This is a genomic window from Leucobacter aridicollis (assembly GCF_013409595.1).
GTDB classification, from domain to species: Bacteria; Actinomycetota; Actinomycetes; order Actinomycetales; family Microbacteriaceae; genus Leucobacter; species Leucobacter aridicollis.
In genome coordinates this window covers 1,566,484-1,587,239 of sequence record NZ_JACCBD010000001.1, presented here as the reverse complement: position 1 = coordinate 1,587,239, position 20,756 = coordinate 1,566,484, and the positions used below count along the sequence as shown (strand labels likewise).

Annotated in this window: 17 protein-coding genes, 1 tRNA gene and 1 pseudogene; 8 read left to right on the top strand and 11 right to left on the bottom strand. The window is 69.7% G+C overall.

Features of this window, described 5'->3' with window-relative positions:
• Nucleotides 1-176 precede the first annotated feature (176 nt).
• A pseudogene (locus tag BJ960_RS16710) lies at nucleotides 177-734 on the bottom strand (HAD family hydrolase); the annotation flags it as partial.
• A 97-nt stretch (nucleotides 735-831) separates the two neighbouring features.
• Between BJ960_RS16710 and BJ960_RS07300 the strand changes: the two are divergent.
• Nucleotides 832-1,863: a proteasome assembly chaperone family protein gene (locus BJ960_RS07300; RefSeq protein ID WP_185986806.1), complete on the top strand. Its 1,032-nt coding sequence runs from the start codon at nucleotides 832-834 to the stop codon at nucleotides 1,861-1,863.
• 54 nt (nucleotides 1,864-1,917) lie between these two features.
• Here the strand turns inward: BJ960_RS07300 and mshC are convergent, their stop codons facing one another.
• The 3 genes from mshC to BJ960_RS07285 form a co-directional block, all read right to left on the bottom strand.
• Entirely contained in the window at nucleotides 1,918-3,192 is a 1,275-nt protein-coding gene (mshC, locus tag BJ960_RS07295; protein WP_185986805.1) for a cysteine--1-D-myo-inosityl 2-amino-2-deoxy-alpha-D-glucopyranoside ligase, read from the bottom strand.
• Nucleotides 3,189-4,058, bottom strand: a complete 870-nt coding sequence (locus BJ960_RS07290) for an undecaprenyl-diphosphate phosphatase (RefSeq protein WP_121078280.1) — start codon at nucleotides 4,056-4,058, stop codon at nucleotides 3,189-3,191. The genes mshC and BJ960_RS07290 overlap by 4 nt, the downstream gene beginning before the upstream one ends.
• 73 nt (nucleotides 4,059-4,131) lie before the next feature.
• A complete protein-coding gene (locus BJ960_RS07285; protein ID WP_185986804.1) occupies nucleotides 4,132-5,442 on the bottom strand; it encodes a M20/M25/M40 family metallo-hydrolase in 1,311 nt (436 codons plus the stop codon).
• Between the two features lie 100 nt (nucleotides 5,443-5,542).
• Here BJ960_RS07285 and BJ960_RS07280 point away from each other — a divergent pair, with 100 nt between their 5' ends.
• The 4 genes from BJ960_RS07280 to BJ960_RS07265 all read left to right on the top strand — a co-directional run bounded on the left by BJ960_RS07280 (nucleotide 5,543) and on the right by BJ960_RS07265 (nucleotide 10,360).
• A complete protein-coding gene (locus BJ960_RS07280; RefSeq protein ID WP_185986803.1) occupies nucleotides 5,543-6,499 on the top strand; it encodes an EamA family transporter in 957 nt (318 codons plus the stop codon).
• Between the two features lie 10 nt (nucleotides 6,500-6,509).
• A complete protein-coding gene (locus BJ960_RS07275) occupies nucleotides 6,510-8,357 on the top strand; it encodes an ABC-F family ATP-binding cassette domain-containing protein (protein ID WP_307814738.1) in 1,848 nt (615 codons plus the stop codon).
• Nucleotides 8,358-8,571: 214 nt separating this feature from the next.
• Nucleotides 8,572-9,585, top strand: a complete 1,014-nt coding sequence (locus tag BJ960_RS07270; RefSeq protein WP_185986802.1) for a M23 family metallopeptidase — start codon at nucleotides 8,572-8,574, stop codon at nucleotides 9,583-9,585.
• A 7-nt stretch (nucleotides 9,586-9,592) separates the two neighbouring features.
• Nucleotides 9,593-10,360, top strand: coding sequence for an SDR family NAD(P)-dependent oxidoreductase (locus tag BJ960_RS07265; protein ID WP_185986801.1), 768 nt, complete (start codon nucleotides 9,593-9,595; stop codon nucleotides 10,358-10,360).
• A gap of 32 nt (nucleotides 10,361-10,392) precedes the next feature.
• Here the strand turns inward: BJ960_RS07265 and BJ960_RS07260 are convergent, their stop codons facing one another.
• From BJ960_RS07260 to BJ960_RS07235, 6 genes are all read right to left on the bottom strand, one after another.
• Nucleotides 10,393-11,304 carry a M23 family metallopeptidase gene (locus tag BJ960_RS07260; protein WP_185986800.1) on the bottom strand — a complete coding sequence of 304 codons (912 nt, stop codon included), beginning with the start codon at nucleotides 11,302-11,304 and terminating at the stop codon, nucleotides 10,393-10,395.
• Nucleotides 11,301-12,980, bottom strand: a complete 1,680-nt coding sequence (locus BJ960_RS07255; RefSeq protein WP_185986799.1) for an ABC-F family ATP-binding cassette domain-containing protein — start codon at nucleotides 12,978-12,980, stop codon at nucleotides 11,301-11,303. The genes BJ960_RS07260 and BJ960_RS07255 overlap by 4 nt, the downstream gene beginning before the upstream one ends.
• A 139-nt stretch (nucleotides 12,981-13,119) precedes the next feature.
• A complete protein-coding gene (locus BJ960_RS07250; RefSeq protein ID WP_185986798.1) occupies nucleotides 13,120-13,605 on the bottom strand; it encodes a hypothetical protein in 486 nt (161 codons plus the stop codon).
• Nucleotides 13,606-14,218: 613 nt separating this feature from the next.
• Nucleotides 14,219-14,304, bottom strand: a tRNA-Leu gene (locus BJ960_RS07245).
• A 149-nt stretch (nucleotides 14,305-14,453) separates the two neighbouring features.
• Nucleotides 14,454-14,951, bottom strand: coding sequence for a Cys-tRNA(Pro) deacylase (gene ybaK / locus BJ960_RS07240; RefSeq protein ID WP_185986797.1), 498 nt, complete (start codon nucleotides 14,949-14,951; stop codon nucleotides 14,454-14,456).
• A 142-nt stretch (nucleotides 14,952-15,093) separates the two neighbouring features.
• Nucleotides 15,094-16,905 carry a DEAD/DEAH box helicase gene (locus BJ960_RS07235; protein ID WP_372430615.1) on the bottom strand — a complete coding sequence of 604 codons (1,812 nt, stop codon included), beginning with the start codon at nucleotides 16,903-16,905 and terminating at the stop codon, nucleotides 15,094-15,096.
• A gap of 199 nt (nucleotides 16,906-17,104) precedes the next feature.
• Here BJ960_RS07235 and BJ960_RS07230 point away from each other — a divergent pair, with 199 nt between their 5' ends.
• Together BJ960_RS07230 and BJ960_RS07225 are read left to right on the top strand one after the other, a co-directional pair.
• Nucleotides 17,105-17,929 carry an SGNH/GDSL hydrolase family protein gene (locus BJ960_RS07230; RefSeq protein WP_185988199.1) on the top strand — a complete coding sequence of 275 codons (825 nt, stop codon included), beginning with the start codon at nucleotides 17,105-17,107 and terminating at the stop codon, nucleotides 17,927-17,929.
• A 54-nt stretch (nucleotides 17,930-17,983) separates the two neighbouring features.
• Nucleotides 17,984-18,328 (top strand): hypothetical protein, encoded by a 345-nt coding sequence (locus BJ960_RS07225; RefSeq protein WP_121078299.1) that lies wholly within the window; start codon nucleotides 17,984-17,986, stop codon nucleotides 18,326-18,328.
• Here BJ960_RS07225 and gluQRS read toward each other — a convergent pair.
• Nucleotides 18,318-19,283, bottom strand: a complete 966-nt coding sequence (gene gluQRS / locus BJ960_RS07220) for a tRNA glutamyl-Q(34) synthetase GluQRS (protein WP_185986796.1) — start codon at nucleotides 19,281-19,283, stop codon at nucleotides 18,318-18,320. The two genes, BJ960_RS07225 and gluQRS, sit on opposite strands and share 11 nt — an antisense overlap.
• Nucleotides 19,284-19,366: 83 nt before the next feature.
• Here gluQRS and BJ960_RS17175 point away from each other — a divergent pair, with 83 nt between their 5' ends.
• Nucleotides 19,367-20,755: an FAD-linked oxidase C-terminal domain-containing protein gene (locus BJ960_RS17175; protein ID WP_307814740.1), complete on the top strand. Its 1,389-nt coding sequence runs from the start codon at nucleotides 19,367-19,369 to the stop codon at nucleotides 20,753-20,755.
• Nucleotide 20,756: the final 1 nt, after the last annotated feature.

The following is a 20,756-nucleotide window of genomic DNA, read 5'->3' as shown; positions in this document are numbered from 1 at the left end:
GGCGCCTCGGCGGCGGGGTGCTCGTGAGTGGTCACAGTGTTCTCCTCGGTTGAGTGGGTGCGGTGGCGCGCCCACAGGGCGCTCGCTCCGGCTGCGTCGAGCCCCTGAAGCGTGGTGCGGGTGTCGTGCGCGAGACCCGCTTCGAGCGGCACGATGCCTGGCGTCGCGACGACGACTGCGCCAGCCGCGATTGCCGACGTGACGCCTGGCCGGGAGTCTTCGAACGCGATGCAGTCTGGGGCCGCGGCGCCGACGGCGGCCGCGCCGCGCCGGTAGGGGTCAGGGTGCGGTTTCTCGTGCGCCACCTCGTCGCCAGCGACGACGGCGGCGAACGTGCCCTCGGGCAGGAGCGCGACGACCGCATCCGCGATCGGCCGCACCGACATCGTGACGAGCACGTTCGGCACCCCGAGCTCCCGGAACTCCGCGAGCAGCTCGAGCGCCCCCGGCATCCAGCGGGGCGCGTCAGTCGCGAGGCCGGCGACGAGCGCACGCGACCACTCGGCGATGATCTCGTCGACGCTCAGAGGCACGCCAATCTGCTGGAAGCGCTCTGCGGCGGCGGTGAGCCCGAGCCCAACGAGCTGCGTCTCCGTTCCCGGGGGGAACGCGAGCCCGTAGCGCTCAAGCATCGCCATCTCGGCGGCGATCCACAGCGGCTCGGAGTCGATGATGGTGCCGTCCATGTCCCAGAGGGCGGCAGCCGGCCGGCCGGATGTCGTCGCAGTCGTCATTCTCACAATCCTATCGCCAGCGCAGCCCGGCTCGCCTGGCACGCCGCGGCCCGCCGCCACGCGCAGCCGCCGCGCGACCTGGGGATAGTCTGGTGAGGTGAATGATTCGACAGCCCCAGACCTCGCACCGCGCGTGCTCATCGCTGCGTTCCAGGGATGGAGCGACGCGGGCGACGCGACGTCTGAGGCGGTGCAGCACCTCATCAAGCTGCAGAAGGCCGAGCTGCTGCACGTCATCGGGGGCGAGAGCTTCGTCGATCTGCAGCTCCAGCGTCCGCGCATGTACCGCGACGAGAGCGGTCGACGCACGATCGACTGGCCGGACACGCGGCTGTACGGGACGGTGCACCGGCCGGGTCAGGAGGGTGCGGCCGCGCCAGCGGCCGACGCCGACGCGATCACTCGGATCGACGGCTCCCCCGTACTCGACCTGTTCTTCCTGCCGGGGTACGAGCCCGGCCGTGACTGGGAGAACTTCGCCGACGAGGTGGTCGAGCTCGCCGAGGTGTGGGGCGTCGACCTCGTCGTACTACTCGGATCCATGTACTCGGACGCGCCGCACTCACGCCCGATCATCACCAGCGTGACGGCCGAGGACCCGGAGGTGCGCGAGCGCTACGGCGCAGAGCGGAGCGACTACGAGGGCCCGGTCGGCATCGTGACGGCGATCGAGATGGCGCTCGAGGCCGCGACGATTGGGAGCCTCGCCCTCTGGGTGCAGGTGCCCCACTACGTGCATTCGGCGCCGTCGCCCAAGGCAACGCTCGCGATCCTCGACAAGCTCGAGGAACTGCTCGACATCGTGATCCCGCGCGGCGAACTGTTCGCGCAGGCGACCGACTGGGAGTCGAACATCAATCGGATCGCGGAAAACGACGACGACATGACGCGCTACATTCGCAGCCTCGAGGAGGCCCGGGACGACGCGCTCGCGGCAGAGACGACGGGCGACGCGCTCGCCGCCGAGTTCGAGAAGTTCCTCGAACAGGATGCGCGCGGCGAGGCCAGCGCGCCGGGCGAATCGGCAGTTCAGGATCAGGCCCTCGGCCAGGATCAGGGCCAGGATCAGGGCCAGGATCCCGATCCTGATCAGCAGCAGGGCCAGGATCCCGAGGCGCCCCAGCGCTAACGCTGGGCCGCCTCCGGACGGCGGAAATCCACGCGGACCGGCGGCGCCGGCCCGCTACTCCTCTGGCTGCAACCTGACGCCGAGCAGCGCCTGAACGGCGTTCGCGACCAGGCACGGGTCGTCAACTCCGGCGCCGAGCGCCGCGTCGAGGGTGGCGAGCATGACCGGGGTGTCGAGGTCGTTGGCGAGGGCTGCGCGCAGCTGCTGCAGCACGGCGGCCGACGACGCCGGTTCCGCGCTCACGCGCTCGAGCCCTTCACGCCAGGCGGTGAGCCTGCGCTCGGCGCGCTCGAGGTCGCTGTCGAACCACTCCCACTCGGTGCGGTAGTGATTCGCGAGCAGCGCGAGCCTGATCGCCGACGGGTCGACAGCGTGGCCGGCGTGCGTGCCGTCGAGCAGCTTCGACACGAAAACGAGGTTGCCGCGCGACTTCGACATCTTGTGCCCGTCGTACGACACGAGCGCCGCGTGACAGTAGGCGTGCGCGAGCGGCTTGCCCGAGAGCGCCGTCGCGTGCGCCGCAGTGAACTCGTGGTGCGGGAAGACGAGGTCGTGGCCGCCGCCCTGCACGGTAAACAGGTCACCGAGCGCGCGCTGGGCAATGATCGTGCATTCGATGTGCCAGCCGGGCCTGCCCTCGCCGACGACGGAACCCCAGCTCGGCTCCCCCTCGCGCGCCGCGCGCCACAGCAGCGGATCGAGGACGTCTCGCTTGCCCTCGCGCTCCGGATCGCCCCCGCGCTCGGCGCTCAGCGTCTCGAGCAGCGCGCGCTCGTAGGGTGCGACGTCGCCGAGCCGCCACTGCGACTGCTGCTGGGCGCCGCGGACGTCAAAGTAGATGTCGTCGCCGGCCTCGGACTCCGGGGTCGGCACGCGGTAGGCGTAACCGAGTTCCATGAGCCTGTCGACACCGTCCGCGATCTCATCGATCGCCTCGGTCACGGCGACGAAGTGCGTCGGCGGGATCATCCCGATCCGGTGCATATCCGAGCGGTAGAGCCCGATCTGCTCGTCGGCGAGGGCCCGCCAGTCGACGTTCGTCGCGTTCGCGCGTTCGAGGAGCGGGTCGTCGATGTCGGTGATGTTCTGGGCGTAGACGGTCTCGATGCCGGCGTCGCGCCAAGCACGCTGCATGATGTCAAACGTCAGGTAGGTGAAGGCGTGCCCGATGTGCGTCGCGTCGTACGGGGTGAGCCCACAGACGTAGAGTGTGGCGCGATCGTCCTGGATCGCGGGGTGCTCGAGCCTGCCCTTCGCCGTATTAAACAGCTTGGGCGCTTCGCCGGCACCGGGAAGCTCCGGGATCACCGGAGGGGTCCATGTTCTCACTGCACACCGTCCTGGAACGCGACCGCGGGGACCTCGCCGCCCGGGGTGAGCACGCCGGTGACGAGCAGCACAATGATGACGACGCCGATGAGCACGCGATAGATCACGAACGGCATGAAGCTGCGCTTGGAGATGTAGCGCATGAAGAAGCCGATCACGACGAGGGCGATCGCGAACGCGACCACCGTCGCGATGATGGTCATGCTCCACGGTGTCTGCGCCTCGGGCGCCTTGATCACCTTGAAGACCTGGTAGAAGCCGGAGCCGAGCACCGCGGGGATCGCGAGCAGGAACGAGTAGCGCGCCGCGGCCTCACGCTTGTACCCCATGAAGAGGCCGGCGGTGATCGTGCCGCCCGAGCGGGACACGCCGGGGATGAGCGATGCGGCCTGCGCAAAGCCGTAGATCAGGCCGTGCTTCCAGGTGAGCTTCTCGATGGGGCGCACCTTCTGGCCGACCCTGTCGGCGACGCCGAGCAGCAGCCCGAAGACGATGAGCGAGATCGCGGTGAACCAGAGCGACCGCAGCGTCGTCTCGATCGCGTCCTGGAACAGCAGCCCGAGCACCACGATCGGGACGGTGCCGAGGATGATCCACCAGCCCATCTTCGCGTCGGGGTCGTTGCGCGGCACGGTCTTGCCCGAGAGGGACTTGAACCACCTGCCAATGATGCGCACGATGTCGCGCCAGAAGAACACGATCACCGCCGCCTCGGTGCCGATCTGGGTGATCGCGGTGAACGCTGCACCCGCATCGCCGATCCCGAGCAGTTCGCTTGTCACCCGAAGGTGTGCGCTCGATGAAACCGGCAGAAACTCTGTGAGCCCCTGCACGATGCCGAGGATGATCGCCTCGAAAATACCCATGCGGTAGTGGCCTTCCGTCTCGTGGCACGCGCTGCGGGCCGTCGTCCAGACTAGCCCAAGCTGGGCTGAACGATCAGTAGGAGCGGAGCAGGTCCGCGAGCACACCGTGCCCGAAGTCAAGCGCGTCAAGGGGAACACGCTCGTCGACGCCGTGGAACATCCCGGGGAAGTCGAGGTCGGCCGGCAGCCTGAGCGGTGCGAAGCCGTATCCCGTGATTCCGAGCCGCGCAAGCGCCTTATTGTCGGTACCGCCCGAGAGCAGGTACGGCAGCACCCGGGCGCCCGGATCGTGCGCCTCGATCGCCGTCTTCATCGCCTCGACGAGCTCGCCCGCGAACGGCACCTCGAGCCCGATGTCCGAGTGCACGGTCTCGATCTCGATGTCGGGGCCGACGAGCTCGCGAATCTTCGCGAGGACGTCGTCGCGCTCGGCCGGCAGCGTACGGACGTCGACGAGCGCCTCCGCGGTGTCCGGGATGACGTTGTGCTTGTAGCCGGCGGTGAGCACCGTCGGGTTCGAGGTGTTGCGCAGGCTCGCCTGGATCAGGCCGGCGCCCTTGCCCAGGCTCAGCACCATCTCCTCAGGGTTGATCTGGGTGGGGTCCTCGCCCACGAGCGCGGCGATCTCGTCAATGAGCTCGCGCGTCGTGTCGCAGAGCGCGATCGGCCACTCGTGGTTGCCAAGCGCGGCGACGGCGGTCGCGAGCTTCGTGACCGCGTTGTCGTGCCAGACGCGTGACCCGTGCGCGGCGGCGCCGCGGGCGCGCAGCCGGATCCAGTCGAGGGCCTTTTCGCCGGTCTGCACGAGGTAGGCGCGCTGGCCGGCGATCTCGATCGAGTATCCACCAACCTCGCTGATCGCAGAGCCCGCACCAGCGAACAGGTCAGGGTGGTGCTCGACGAGGTAGTGCGAACCGTACACGCCGCCGTTCTCCTCATCGGCGAAGAACGCGAGAATCACGTCGCGGCGGGGCCGCTCCCCCGAGCGCAGCAGCTCGGCGATCGCGGTGAGGATCATCGCGTCCATGTCCTTCATGTCGACGGCGCCACGCCCCCAGAGCAGGCCGTCCTTCACGACGCCAGCGAACGGGTCGACGGTCCAGTTCTCCGGATCCGCGGGAACGACGTCGAGGTGGCCGTGCAGCACGAGCGCGGGCAGTTCCGGCTCGCGGCCCGCGACGCGCGCGACGACGCTCGCCCGGCCCGGCGCGGACTCAATGGTGACGGGATCGAGGCCCAGCTCGCGCAGGTACGCACTGACGTAGTCCGCCGCCGGCCGTTCGGGGTTCGCATCGCCCTCTCCACGGTTCGACGTATCGATCCGAATGAGGTCGCGGGCGATCCGCGCGGTTTCCGACAGTTCCACGTTGAGCTCTGTTGCCATACCTCCACCATAGCCCGACCGGGGCGCGCGAGGAACGCGATACGCTCTCACTACGCCGCCACCGTCGCTCCGGTGCGCGGAGAACGTCCGAGAGGCCCTGATGCACACGTCCGCCCCCAGCACCGCGGTGACTGGTTTCCTGCTCGCCATCGGTTCGGCGGCCTCGTTCGCACTCTCGGGGGTGTTCGCGAGTTCGTTGATGGCCGCGGGGTGGTCGGCGGGAGCCGCAACGACGGCCCGGATCACGCTGTCCGCGCTCGTGCTGCTCGGGCCGACACTCGTCCTCATGCGCGGAAAGTGGGATCTCGTCAGGCGGGCGTGGGCGCAGCTCCTCGTCTTCGGCGTGCTCGCCGTCGCGGGCTGCCAGCTCGCCTTCTTCCTCGCGGTCCAATTCATTCCACCGAGCCTGGCGCTCCTCATCGAGTTCACCGGGCCCGTGATGCTCGTGTTTTGGATGTGGGCGCGCAGCCGCGTCGCGCCGTCGGGGGTAACGCTTGCGGGCGCCGGCATTGCGGTGCTCGGCGTCGTCGCGATCTCGGGCGTGCTCGCCGGGGTCTCGCTGCACCCGCTCGGCATCGCGTTCGCGCTCGTCGCCGCCGCTGGCAACGCCGCGTACTACGCGACCGGTGCCGCGGGCGGCCACGGCATCCCCACAATCCCCTTCGTCGGGCTCGGCCTGCTCGTGGCCGCGGTGCCGCTCATCATCGCCGGCGCCCTCGGCGTGCTGCCGTTCCATCTCTCGAACTCGCCCGCGGAGATCGCAGGATCGACAGTGTCCCCATGGCTCGTCGTCGCCGGGATGGTGCTCATCTCAACGGTGCTGTCCTACCTGCTCGGCGTCGCAGCATCTCGTCGCCTCGGCGCGACCATGGCGAGCTTCACGGGGTACGCGGAACCACTCTTCGGCATCGTCTGGACCATTGTGCTGCTCGCGGTGATCCCGACCCCGCTGCAGTGGCTGGGCGCCACGCTCATCGTCGCGGGGGTCGTGACAGTCAAGGTTGGCGAGTTGCGCCAGTCACGTGCCCGGCGGACCGCGCGCGCCGCGCGCCCGTAGAGGAGCCACGGTGCCCATCTCCCACGTCTCCACGCATCTTCGAATCGACGGCGTCTCACACGCATACGGCGCGCGACGCGTGCTCACAGACATCAGCGTCGCAGTGCCGGCTGGCGCGCGCGTCGGCCTCATCGGCGAGAACGGATCAGGGAAGTCAACCCTGCTCCGCATTGCCGCGGGCACGCTCGCCCCCTCCGCGGGGTCAGTGTCGGCAACGACGCAGGGAGGCGGCCAGCCACGGATCGGGCTGCTCCACCAGGAACCGCCGTTCGCAGACAGCGACACGATCGCGGCCGCGCTCGCCACCGCGACCCAGCCCGTCCGCGACGCGGCCGCGCGGCTCGACGCCGCTGGCGCGGCCCTCGCTGCGCCGGGAGACCCGGCCGAGGTTCGGGGCCGCGAGGCGGCCTACGCCGACGCCCTCGATGAGGCCGAACGCCTCGGGGCCTGGGAGCTCGAGACCAGGGTCGAGCAGACGCTCACCGGCCTCGGCATCGCCGCGATCCCGCGCGACCGGCGGAGCTCGGAACTGTCCGGCGGGCAGCGCGCACGGCTCTCGCTCGCGTGGACGATCCTGAACTCCCCCGACGTGCTCCTCCTTGACGAGCCCACAAACCACCTCGACGACCAGGCGACGGCGTACGTCGTGCACACGCTCGGCCGCTGGCCCGGTCCGGTGCTCTTCGCGAGCCACGACCGCGCGTTCCTCGAGGAGGTGGCGACGTCGCTCGTCGACCTCGACCCTGCCCCGCAACAGCACGCCCTCACGGAGCGGCTTGTGCAGGACGGCACGGGCAGCGGGATCGGCGTGACTCGGTTCACGGGCAGCTATACGCAGTACCTCGCAGCCCGCGCGAGCGCCCGCTTGAGGTGGGAGCAGCAGTACGCGGCCGAGCAGGCCGAGCTTCGCAGGCTGCGGGCCGCCGTTGGCACGAACCAGATCGTCGGGCACGAGGAGTGGAAACCGCGGAGCGAGACGCGCGCGGCGCAGAAGTTCTATGCCGACCGAAACGCGCGCGTCGTCGCCCGCAGGGTCAACGACGCTCGATCCCGGTTGGAATCGCTCACAGCGTCGCAGATCGCGGCGCCGCCACCTGAACTCGCGTTCGCCGGAATCGGCGACCCCTCCGCGGAGCGGCCCGCTCCGAGCGGCGCCAGCGACGCAGCGTCCGTCGGCGGCGCGAGCCGTGTCACCGGGGGCCCGACCGCGGGCGGTGGTGCCCAGTGCGCCGATCCTGTTCCCGTGCTCGCGGCGACGGACCTCGCCGTCGCCGGCAGGCTCGCCCCGACCGCGCTCACGCTCCACAGCGGGGAGCGGCTGCTGGTCACCGGGCCGAACGGCGCGGGCAAGTCCACGCTCCTCGCGATCCTCGCCGGGCTCCGCGAGCCGGAGACCGGAAGCCTCCAGATCGCGCCGGACACCAGGATCGGCATGCTGCGGCAAGAGTCAACGTTCGCGGACCCGAACGGGCTCGGCGACAGCCGGAGCGTCGCCGAGGTCTACGAAGACGGGGTCGGCGCGGACCTCGCAGAGGCGGCGCCGCTCAGCACGTTGGGCCTCCTGCATCCGCGCGACGAAGGCGTCCCACTCAGTACCCTCAGCGTCGGCCAGCGGCGCAGGCTTGCGCTCGCGATCCTCATCGCCGCGCCTCCCGACTTGCTGCTGCTCGACGAGCCAACCAATCACCTCTCGCTCGCGCTCGCCGATGCGCTGGAGCGTGCTGTCACGAAGTTCTCAGGAACCGTGGTCGTCGCGTCTCACGACCGGTGGCTGCGCGAGCGATGGGGCGCCGCCGAGCTCACGCTCGATCCGGCGGTCGACGCCAAAACCCCTGTTTCTCGCATGAATCGCGGCTGAACAGCGCCTGAATCTTGGGAAAAGTCGGACGAATCGTTGCGCAATCGTTGCGCAGGGAGCGAAAACCGCGGAGCGCGGCGAGGCTCGCGCGGCTGATGCGGAGCCCTACCCGGGCGCGGTAGGCTCTGCTATGGTTACACAATTCCAGCTGCGAGGGACCGGGTGAAGCGGTCGGGCCCCCTCGTGACAACAAGTTACCGCTGAGCACTACTACATGTCTTATCCCCCGCAAGAGCCGACAGCGTACCCCAGTCGACGCTCCCTACGGGAGGCGCGTGAGCGCGACGAGCAGGTGTCATCCGACACCGCATCGCCCGCCCCCACAGCCCCACACGCTCAGCCCGTCATCTCGCAGCCAGCGGCTGCTACCGAACCGGCCCAGCTCGCTCAGCCCGTTCCGCTGGCACCGTCCCCGCTCGAGGGCCTCTTTCTCACCCCGCTTCCCGAGTTCGAACTCGGAGGCTCCGCGAAGCAGGAGCAGCGCACGACCCCCGATCCCGAACCAGCACGTCGCCCGCGAGCAAAGCGGCTCGTCGCAGCGACCTTCTCGCTCGCCTGCGTCGGATCGCTTGCCGTGACCACCACGCTTCCCGCCTTCTCACACGCGTTCGGTAGTCCCGCAACCGCCGCGGCCCGCGCGGACCAGCAGCTCCAGAGCTCCGAGGTCACCGTCACCCAGGACGCGCTCGACGCGATCGGCTCAGTTGAGCTCGGCGTCGACCCGGGCTCCTACAAGCAGATCACCGCGGAGGCTGGCCTCGTCGATCCGGCGTCGCTCGAGTCGACCGATATCAGGTTCGCCTTCGACCGCGAGTTCCCGCTCACCGACGGCTTCGCCTACCGCACCGCGCCCGTCGAACAGTTCCACGACGCGCAGGACATCGCGGCACCGGGCGGCACACCGGTGTTGGCCATCGGTTCGGGAGAGGTCATCGAGGCAGGGTATGCCACGGACGGCTGCGGCTTCTCCATCAAGCTGCAGCACAACGTCAGCGGCGAGACCCTCACGAGCCGCTACTGCCACATGCAGGTCGACTCCCACGACCACCAGGTCGGCGACAAGATCGAGATCGGCGACTTCATTGGCAAGGTCGGTAACACCGGCATGTCGTTCGGCGATCACCTGCACCTCGCGCTCCGGCGCAGCGGCGTACCCATCGATCCGCTTCCCTACATTCAGGAGCAGGTCGACAAGGCTGCGAAGCGCGCAGCCGCCAAGCGCGACTAGGTCACCCATGGGGTATCGGGCGCTCATCACCGGCGCATCAGCGGGACTCGGCACCGAGTTCGCGCGGCAGCTCGCAGCGCGCGGGATCGACCTCGTGCTCGTCGCGCGTGACGCCGCACGGCTCGAGCGCCTCGCTCACGTGCTCCGCAGCCGCTACGGTGTCGACGTCGAGGTGCTGCCAGCCGACCTGACGGAGAAGGCGGCGCTCGACGCGGTCGCCGCCCGCCTCGCGGATCCCGAACGGCACATCGACATTCTCATCAACAACGCCGGTTTCGGCGTCTACGAAGGCTTTGAGGCGAGCAGCCTTGCCGACGAGCGGCGACTCCACGAGCTGCTCTCCTGGGCGCCCCTCCGGCTCGCGCACGCGGCCGTGCCAGGCATGCTCGCTCGCGGTGAGGGCTGGATCCTGAACGTCGCGAGCGCCGCCGCGCTCATGCCAAGCGGCACTTACGGCGCGGCGAAGAGCGCGATCGTCTCCCTCTCGCGCTCGCTCAACGCGCGGTATCGCGCGCGCGGCGTCCGCGTGACCGCTCTCTGCCCGGGCCTCGTCGCCACCGAGTTTCATGAGCGCATGGGCGAGGACCACCTGCCCGACCTGCCGCGCATCGCATGGGCAGACGCCGGACGCGTCGTCAGCGACGGCCTGCGCGCCGTGTACGCCGGAAAGCCGATGCGCGTCGCCGACTGGCGGTACAGGCTTGCGCGGCCGCTCATCTCGGTATTGCCCGACCGGCTCCTCGAGCGGCTGGGAAGCACCGGGGCCGGTCGCTGACGCATCGCGCAGAACCAGCGCGGGCGCGCCAGCTACGCCTCGAGGAAGTCTCCCGACCTCGGCATGCCTGCCTGAGGCGCAGGCTCAGCCGCCGCGTCACCGTCGCGCTCGGCATCTGACGCGGCGACCAGCGGGGCCGGTTCGATCGTGATTCCCGTAAACGCCATTGGCACGCCCTGGGCCACGCGGAACGAGCGCCGATCCATGAGCTGAGCGTGCACGTGCGGCTCCGTCGAATTCCCCGAGTTGCCGCACTCGGCAATCACCTGTCCGGCCACCACCCTGTCCCCCGGCCGCACCCGGAGCGAGCCGCGCCGCAGGTGCGCAACGGCCCCGTAAACACCGTCGCTGCCGCGGATCACGACGTGATTGCCGACGACGAAGCCCGGGCCGCCGATGGACCGCACCACCCCCTCGAGCGCGATGTACAGCATCGCGGCCATCGTCGAGCGTGAGCGGTGATCACGCCGCCAGTCGCTCGCGCGTTCGACGACGCCGTCGAACATCGCGAGCACCGGCTCCCCGAAGGCGGGAAAGTCGGTCGCCGGGAGCATGCTCGGCCCAGCGCCAAACTCTGGGCGGGAGACGCCTGCCGGGGCATAGACGAGATCGACGGCGTGCGACTGACCGTAGCCGCGAACGCCGTGACTCGGTACCTGCGTCGCGGGGCTATTGAGCGCGAGCCAGCGCCCCCGGACGGGCGGCTGCACCCACACTTCCGCGCGCGTGTCCTCGTACTCGGCGGCGCGCGAACGGCCCGCCCAGGAGACGGCGACCGCGGCGACGTACCCGACGAGCGCGACGAGCGCGACGACTCCAGCGACGTTCGCGATGGGGCCCGCAGGCAGCACCAACCGGAGCAGCACCCCGCCGATGAGGAGCGCCGTCGCCCAGCCGAGCACCACCCCTCGTAGGCGATAGGCGGCACCGAACACGCCGCTCATCGCGCACCACGCGTTCGTTCGACGCGCGTCTCGGTCCAGACGGGTGTCGCCGACTCGCGAACGTCGCCGTCACTACCGAAGACGAGGAAGCGGCCAAAGTCGCGCGCGAACCACCTATCGTGGGTCACCACCATCACGGTTCCCTCGAAGAGACCGAGGGCGTGCTGCAGCGCCTCCGCCGAGACGAGGTCGAGGTTATCGGTCGGCTCGTCGAGGAGCAGCAGCGTCGCGCCACCGAGTTCCAGCAGCAGAATCTGAAACCGAGCTTGCTGACCGCCAGAGAGCGAGTCGAACTGCTGTTCGGAGGCGCGCGCGAGCTCGTAGCGAGCAAGCGCCCGCGCCGCCTCCTCGCGCGGCATGCCTGTCCGGTGCTCGTCGCCACGATGCAGGATTTCGAGCAGCGTGCGCCCGCGCAGATCTGGGCGGCCCCGGTTCTGTGCGAACCACCCCGGGCGCACGCGCGCGCCGAGCCGTGCGACTCCGGTGTGGGCGACGGCGGGGATCTCGACGTCGCTCACGGGCTCATGCTCGGGGTTCGGGTCGCTTCCGCCCGCAGCGAGCAGCCGCAGGAAGTGGGACTTCCCGGAACCGTTCGAACCGAGCACCGCGATGCGGTCGCCGTACCAGGCCTCGAAATCGAACGGCAGCATGAGCCCGGTGAGTTCGAGCTGTTCGCACGAGATGACGCGCTTGCCGGTGCGGCCGCCACCGAGCCGCATCTCGAGATGCTGATCGTGCGGCTGCTCCTCGGGCGGGCCCGCCTCCTCGAACCGGGCGAGCCGAGTCTGCGCGGCACGGTAGCGGGAGGCCATGTCCGAGTTGTAGGCAGCCTTCTGCTTGTACATGAGCATGAGCTCGCAAAGCTTCGCGTGTTCCTCGTCCCATCGTTTGCGCAGCTCCTCGAGGCGCTCGAAGCGGCGCTTGCGGGCATCGTGGTACGTCGCGAAGCTGCCTGGATGCGTCCAGGAAGTGCTGCCAGCTGCTCCGAGTTCGAGCGTCACGATGGAGCTTGCGGTGCGCGCGAGCAGCTCGCGGTCGTGGCTGACGAACAGCACGCCCTTGTCTGTCGCCCTGAGCTGCTCCTCGAGCCAGCGCTTGCCGGGGACGTCGAGCGAGTTGTCTGGCTCGTCGAGGATCAACAGCCCATCGGGGCCTCGGAGGAGTGCTTCGAGGGCCAGACGCTTCTGCTCCCCGCCCGAGAGCGTGTCGAGCTCGCGGTCCCGGCAGTCGTCGTACGACATACCGAGGGCCGCGACCGTGCAGGTATCCCAGAGCACTTCTGCATCGTATCCGCCGACGTCGCCCCACGCGGTCACCGCATTTGCAAAGGTCATCTGCGACTTCGTCGAACCACTCTCGTACATCTTCGCCTCGGCTCGCGCGAGGTGCTCCGCCGCCTCCCGCAGCTTCGGTGGCGACACCGACAGCAACAGGTCGTGCACGGTGCCGCCGGCAATGAACTGCCGCATCACACCGACCGACCCTGTCTTTGCGACCGAGCCCGACTCCGCGGGCAGCTCGCCCATGACGATCTTCAGGAGCGTACTCTTGCCCGCGCCGTTCGCTCCGATGAGTGCGACGCGTTCCCCGGCACCGACCGACAATGAGACCTCCGATAGGAGGGGGCGTCCGTCTGAGAGCGTGTAGCTCACCGCCGCGATATCAAGATGAGCCATGCAACGAACGTAGCACCCTGGGGCCAAACGACGGTTGTGGATTTGCCAAGACGGCACGCGGTCGGCTGCAAGGCCACGCGCTCCCGGCCTGACCCAGCGCGCTCCCCGCCCGCGCGCGCCGCTGACGCTGCGGTTGAGGCTACCGGTAGCGCTGGTCTGTCCGCGGGGGTCGCACGAGGACGCGCTGCACGGCCCCGACGACAACGGCGATGACGAAGGCGACGAGCGGGAGACCAGTGACGAGCAGCATGGCGAACGCGACCCAGAACGAGCCTCCGAGCAGTTCAGCCGCGGTCGCCTCGTGCGCCTGAGCGGTGAGCATCACGCCCGCAGCCAGACCGAACATATACAGTAGCGTCGCCGCGAGCGCCGAGAGCATGATGGAGCGGAGTCGCCCCGGGCTGCGGCGCGTGCCGACGGCGACCGCGAGGAGCGTCAGCAGCGACACCGGCACGATGAGCCATCGGGTCCCGGTCGTGGGCAGCATCCAGCCACCCAACCACAGGGTTGCAGCGGCGAGCAGTGCGGCCCCGGCGAGATACAGACCGAGGAGGCGTCCGATGTCCGCGGTACGCCGATCTCCCGCGCTGTCGTCGTGGGTGGCCGCGTCCGAGGCTTCCGTCATTCCTCAAGTATGCCCGACCCCGGGTGCTCCCCCGCCCCCTTGCCGCTCGCACCCCGCCGCCGGCCGCCCCGTCACCTGAACGTACGTCCGCACGGCCACACGGCCACCCGGCCACCCGGCCACCGGGCCACACGGCCACCCGACGACACGGCCACCGGACCGCACGGCCACCCGGCCCACCGCCTTCAAGCCAAGCCGCCCAGTCACCCCACCCGGCCACCCGGCCACCCGGCCACCCGGCCACCCGGCCACGCGGCCCACAGCCGCCCATTCCCCCGGCCCACAGCCTTCAAGCCAAGCCGCCCAGTCACCCCACCCCCGCCGACTCGCCTCGGAGCCACCCGCCCGATGTACACGGTTTCCGCCAGCGCACACGAAATAGTCGCGTCGATACCGTGTGCATTCGCAGGGACCGTGTACATCGGGCCCGGTGGGACTGGGTCTGTTCCGGGCTGGGCCGGGTGGGGCCGGGCCGGGTGGGGCCGGGCCGGGTGGGGCCGGGCCGGGTGGGGCTGGGCCGCAGGCAGGCCAACAATGCAAGAAGACCCCTGCCGAAGCAGGGGCCTTAATGCAAGAAGGCCCCTGCCGAAGCAGGGGCCTTACTCGATTCACGTGCGCGAAGGGGGACTTGAACCCCCACGCCCTAATACGGGCACTAGCACCTCAAGCTAGCGCGTCTACCAATTCCGCCATCCGCGCGAATCTGTCTGGCTGGTTTCTCACCGGCCGAACAGAGAATAATTTAGCATGGAATGTTGGCGCAATGCGAATCACCCCGCGCAGCCGGGCGCGGCGCGGACCGCGCAGAGGCCGCGCACGGACCGAGAGCCCAATGACCGGGCCGATCTTCACCCGTTTTGCGCTTTTGCGATCGCCGCGAAGCTTCCGCCCGTCGCCCGGGCGAGATCGTCGGCAGAAAGCTCGATATCGAGCCCCCTGCGCCCTCCAGAGACGAGAATGGTCGGAAACCCGGGCGCGGATATGTCTATGACTGTAGCCAATCGCGTCTTCTGGCCGAGCGGGCTGATCCCACCGACGACGTAGCCGGTCTTGCGCTCGGCGATCGCCGGGTCGGCCATGTGTGCGCGCTTACCGCCCAGCGCGGCCGCAAGCGCTTTCAGGTCGAGCATTCCCGCGACGGGAACGACTGCGACGGCGAGCACACCGTCAACGTCGGCGAGCAGCGTCTTGAACACCCGGGTCGCGTCCATCCCGAGTTCGCGCGCGGCCTCTCCCCCGAAGTCGGTTTCCGCTGGGTCGTGCGTGTAGCTTCGCACGACGAAGTCGATTCCCGCGTTAGCCAGCGCCACCATTGCAGGCGTTGCCCCGGGCGCTTTCTTTCCCATGTGTTCCACCCTACGTGGACCACGGCCGCCGACGGGCGCCGGGCTCGCGCGAGAGCAACGGGAAGCAGGCTAGGACTACGTGCAGCAGGCGGGGGCTACGTGCGGCAGGCGAGAGCAACGGGCAGCGGGCGGCAGGCGAGCCTTACGGCCGCAGTCGTCGCCGGAGCAGGTCGATGCGCTTCTGCAGCTGGGTGACGGACGCCTGCGCGACGGCGGGCCCGCCGCAGGACCGCCGAAGCTCGTTGTGGATGTCCTTGTGGGGCTCCCCACTCACCCGCGAGTACATGCCCACGAGGCTGGACAGCAGCTTGCGCTGCTCCTTCAGCGTGCGGTGCAGGGCGCCGGGGGCCTCCGCTTTGTCCGGCGCGTGTTCGAGGATGCCCTGGTTCTGCGCGCTGCGCCTGGCCTGTTTGGACTGCCGCTGCTGCAGCAGGGCGCGCACCTCTTGCGGTTCGAGGATGCCGGGGAACCCGAGGAAGTCGAGTTCTTCCTCGGTTTCGACCTCGGCGTAGCCGCCGAACTCGGCGCCGTCGAACACTGCCCTGTCGAAGTGTGCGTCTGATTCAAGCGCCTGGTATTTGAACTCGTCCTCGATGAGATCATCGGAGGCTTTGTCCTCACGCTCGGCCTCGGCCATGAGCGCGGCCTCGGCATCCCACATCTCTTCGGCCGATTTCGGCCCCTCGAGGACGTGGTTGCGCTCCTTCTCGAGCTGGGCGGCGAGCTCCATGAGCGGCGGCACGTTCGGGATGAAGACCGACGCCACCTCGCCGCGGCGCCGCGAGCGCACGAAGCGCCCGATCGCCTGGGCGAAGAACAGCGGCGTCGACGAGCTGGTCGCGTACACGCCGACCGCGAGCCGCGGCACGTCGACGCCCTCGGACACCATGCGCACCGCCACCATCCAGCGCGACGTACCCGCAGAGTAGCTGTCGATTCGCTCGGAGGCGCCTGCGTCGTCGGACAGGATCAGCGCGACCTCCTCGCCGGAGATCTCCTGCAGCATCTGCGCGTATGCCTTCGCCGACGCGTGATCGGTCGCGATGACGAGGCCGCCGGCATCGGGGATGTGCCCGCGCACCTCGGTGAGCCTCCGGTCGGCGGCCCGGAGCACCTTCCCCATCCAGTCGCCAGCGGGGTCGAGCGCGGTGCGCCACGCCTGGCTGGTGACGTCCTTAGTGTTGCCCTCGCCGAGCCGGGCTTCCATCTCTTCGCCCGCGGAGGTCTGCCAGCGCATCTTGCCCGCGTAGACCATGAAGATCACCGGGCGGACGATGCCGTCAGCGAGCGCGCGGCCATAGCCGTAGTCGTAGTCGGTGAGCGAGACCCGGGATCCGTCGCCCTGCGGCGCGTACTGCACGAACGGGATCGGCGCCTCGTCTGAGCGGAACGGCGTTCCCGTCAGCGAGAGCCTGCGCTTCGCCGTGCCGTATGCCTCGCGGATGGCGTCGCCCCAGCTCAGCGCGTCGCCGCCGTGGTGCACCTCGTCCATGATGACGAGGGTGTCGGTGAACTCGGTGAGCAGCCGGTGCTGCACGGGCTTCATCGCGACTTGCGCGTAGGTGACGACGACGCCGTCGTAGTGGCGACCGTAGCCGAGGCCGTCGTTGTTCGAGTACCTGGGGTTCAACCTGATGCCCGCCCTCGCGGCGGCGTCGGCCCACTGGACCTTCAGGTGTTCGGTCGGCGCGACGACGATGATCTGCGACACAGTCTGGTTGCCGCGCAGCGTCGCGGCGAGGCGGAGCGCGAACGTCGTTTTCCCAGCGCCGGGGGTCGCGGACGCGAGGAAGTCGCGCGGGTTTCGCTCCAGGTAGAGGTTGATCGCCTCTTGCTGCCAGGCTCTAAGATTCCCCGCGGTTCCGCGCGCGGCCCGCTCAGGATAGGCGGGCGGGAGGTGCTCGGCGGCAAACGTTCCGGGGAGGAGAGTCCCATCTTCTGCCGATTCAATCACAACGTCTTAGACTACCCATGAACGCTTATTCGTGCCTTGGAGCGCGACAGCCCGAGCGCGTCGTCACCGTCGCGCGGCCGAGCTGCCGCTCGAAGTGGGCAAAGCTGCGCCAGTGCAGCGTAGCGCACACCATATACGACACGGGTTATAGCACCAGCACGACGAACAAGGAGCCGAGACTGTGGTTGACGATTCACGCCTGAGCGGCGGGCCGCACGATGCTGCTGACGAGAACACGGAGCTGCCGTGGTCGCGTTTCATCGCCATCGGCGATTCCTTCACCGAGGGGCTCGGCGATCCGGATCCTGACAGCCCCGGCGGGCTGCGCGGCTGGGCCGACCGGTTCGCGGAGGTGCTTGCGCGGCAGAACGATGAGTTCGCGTACGCGAACCTCGCCGTGCGGGGCAAGCTCATCCAGCAGATCATCGACGAGCAGCTCGACACCGCGATGGAGCTGCGGCCCGACCTCGTGAGCGTCTGCGCGGGCGGCAACGACGTGATCCGCCCGGGTACCGACCCGGACGAGGTCGCGGCGAAGCTTGACTACATCGTGTCGCGCTTGAAGGAGACCGGCGCGACGATCCTGATCTTCACCGGCGTCGACGTCGCTTTCCAGCCGGTGTTCCGCTCGATCCGGGGCAAGGTTGCGATCTTCAACGAGAACGTCCGCAAGGTCGCCCAGCGGCACGACTGCTACGTCGTCGATCAGTGGGCGATCGAGGAGCTGCAGGACAGCCGGTACTGGGCTGGCGACCGACTCCACATGAACGCGCTCGGTCACCACACGATCGCTCGGGCCGCGCTCGACGCGCTGAACGTGCAGCACGATCTCGGCCCGCTCGATCCGCCGGCGGTGCCTGACCGTACCTGGCGGCAGGCGCGCAAGGACGACGTCGTGTGGGCCCGCGAGCACCTGGTGCCGTGGGTGGTCCGTCGCATTAAGCACGTCTCGTCTGGCGACGATATCGTGGCCAAGCGCCCCGAGCCCCAGGCGCTGCGGCCCCGCCACGGCACCGCAGACTAGGTCCGCGCCCAGATTTCACTTCGCGCCTCCAGCACCGCAAAGTATGGTGGAGGCATGCCCAACATTACGAAGCAAATCGCAGACACCGTCACCCAGACCGGCGTGACCACCGCCTACGGCGAGGTCGTCGAGGTTGACGGCACCGCAATCCTGCCGGTCGCCGTCGGCAGCTACATTTTTGGCGCCGGCGAGGGCGGTGCTGGCACCGAGGAGGCGCTCTCGGGCGAGGGCTCTGGCGGCGGAGGCGGCGGAATGTCGCTCCCGATCGGCGCCTACGTGACCCGTGACGGCCACACGAAGTTCGAGCCGAACCTCATCGCGCTGCTCACGGTGGGCGTGCCGTTCGTGTGGGTCGCTGGCCGCGCGCTCGCTCGCGTGATCCGCGCGCTCAAGCGCTAGCGGGCCGCCAGACCCACGGCTCGCGAGGCATCGTCGCAGGGTCAAACCGGGCGACGAGCTGGGCGGCGGTGACGCGCTCCCCCGGGCTCGCGAGCCCCAGCGACTCGGCGAGCATCCCGAGCACGGCTGACGCGGAGAGTCCCGCTGACCCGAGATCGGTGAGGGTCACCGCCCCGTCACGTTTCGCGAGCCGAGCGCCCGTGGGGCCGAGCACGAGCGGCACGTGCGCGTAGCTCACCGCGGGCGGCGTCGGGAGGCCGAGCAGCCGCTGCAGCAGGATCTGGCGCGGCGTGGACGAGGCGAGGTCGTCGCCGCGCACGATCTGGTCGATGCCCATCGCCGCGTCGTCCACGACGACCGCGAGGTTGTAGGCGACGGTGCCGTCGCCGCGCCGGAGCACGAGGTCGTCGATGTCGCCCTCGACGTGCCCGAGCAGCAGGTCGTCGAACCCGAGTCGGGTCTCCCCCGCCGGCGCACGCAGCCTGAGCGCCGGGAGCCGCGGGGCGATCCGCGCGCGGGCCGAGTCGCGCTCCGCTTCGGTCAGGTCCCGGCACGTTCCGGGGTACGCCCCTGGGGGCGCGTGCGGGGCGGTCGGCGCCGCGAGGATGTCCTTGCGGGTGCACGTGCACTCGTAGACGAGGCCCGCCTGCGAGAGCTGTGCGATCGCCGCCTCGTGCGCGTCCCCGCGGCCAGTCTGGAGCACAGGCTCGGAATCCCAGTCGATGCCGAGCGCCCGCAGGTCGGCGAGCTGGGCGTCGGCGGTTCCGGCGTCGCGCGCCCGATCCAGATCCTCGATCCGCACGAGAAACCGGCGGCCGCTCGACCGTGCGAACAGCCAGGCCACGAGCGCGGTGCGGAGGTTGCCGAGGTGCAGCTCGCCGGACGGGCTCGGCGCGTAGCGGCCGGCCCCCTGCGGGGTCGCCGCCGACGGTACTGAGGCTCGTTGGGTGCTCACCGCTCTATGTTCCCACGGCTCCGGCCTGACGCCGCGCGCGAGCGGCGCGCTACGCTGGGGCGAGGAGGAACGAGGAGGAACCGGTGAACGCGAGCGAGGGCGAGGAGCCGACCGTGCAGGATCAGGATCAGGATCTCGCCGAGCTACGCCACGCGCTCGGCCCGAAGTTCGTCACCGACCGGGCGCGGGTTGTGACCTACGAGAACGACTCCTCGCGCGCGGTCTTTGCCGGGGCGGCGCTCGGAGTCGTCCTCGCTGAGGCTGCCGAGGACGTGTCCGCGGCGCTCGCGTGGGCGCACGCCAACGGGGTCCCCGTGAGCGTCCGAGGCGCCGGCACTGGGCTGGTCGGCGGCGCGACGGCCTACGATAGGGGCCTCATCGTCTCACTCGAGCGCATGAATCGGATCCTCGAGTTCGCCCCACAGGATCGACTTGCGACCGTGCAGCCCGGGGTCATCACCGCCGACCTTGACGACGCCGCGCACGAGCACGGCCTGTTCTTCCCGCCCGATCCCGCGAGCGTGCGCACCTGCACCGTCGGCGGCAACATCGCGACGAACGCGGGGGGCCTGCGCTGTGTGGCGCACGGGGTCACGTCGGATTGGGTCGCGGCCCTCACTGTCGTGCTCGCCGACGGCCGCATCATGCGCACTGGCGCCCGGACGCGCAAGAACGTCGTCGGGTACGACCTCACGCGGCTGTTCATCGGCTCCGAGGGCACGCTCGGGGTGATCGTCGAGGCCGTCGTTCGACTCGAGTCGCTTCCCGTCGGCCCTCCCGTCACGTTCTGGGCAGAGTTCGACGGACTCCCGGAGGCAGGCGCAGCGGTCACCGAGATCGTCGGGTCCGCGTCTCGGCCGGAAGTGCTCGAGCTCATGGACGCGCTCACCGTGCGGACCATCGAGGAGGTCTTCCCGTCGGGCATCCGCATTCCGCGCGGCGCGTTGCTCGTCGGCCAGGCCGTTGGACCGGATGCCGCGGCGCACGCGGAGGCGATCCTTGCGATCTGCCGCCGGCACGGCGCCAGCGCCGCTGCGGTCGCGGCGAACGACAACCTCGTCGAGGCACGCAGGAAGTCGAACCCGGCACTGAGCGCGCGCGGGCTAAAGATTGCCTGCGATGTGGGTGTGCCGGTCTCCCGGCTCGCGGACATGTTCGCTGGCGTCGCAGAAGTCTCGCGGCGGCACGGGATCGAGGTCGCGAGCGTCGCGCACGCCGGCGACGGCAATCTGCACTGCAAGGTCGCCGCGCCGGATACGCCCTCGGGAATCGCCGCGGCAGACGCCCTCATCGACGACATCACGCGTCTCGCGCTCTCCTTTGACGGCACGATCACCGGCGAGCACGGGATCGGGCTCGTGAAGCAGCACGAGCTCGCGTGGCAGCTCGACGACGTCGCCCTCGACGTGCAACGCGCCATCAAGCACACACTCGATCCGATGGGCATTCTGACGCCGGGCCGCGCCATCTAGC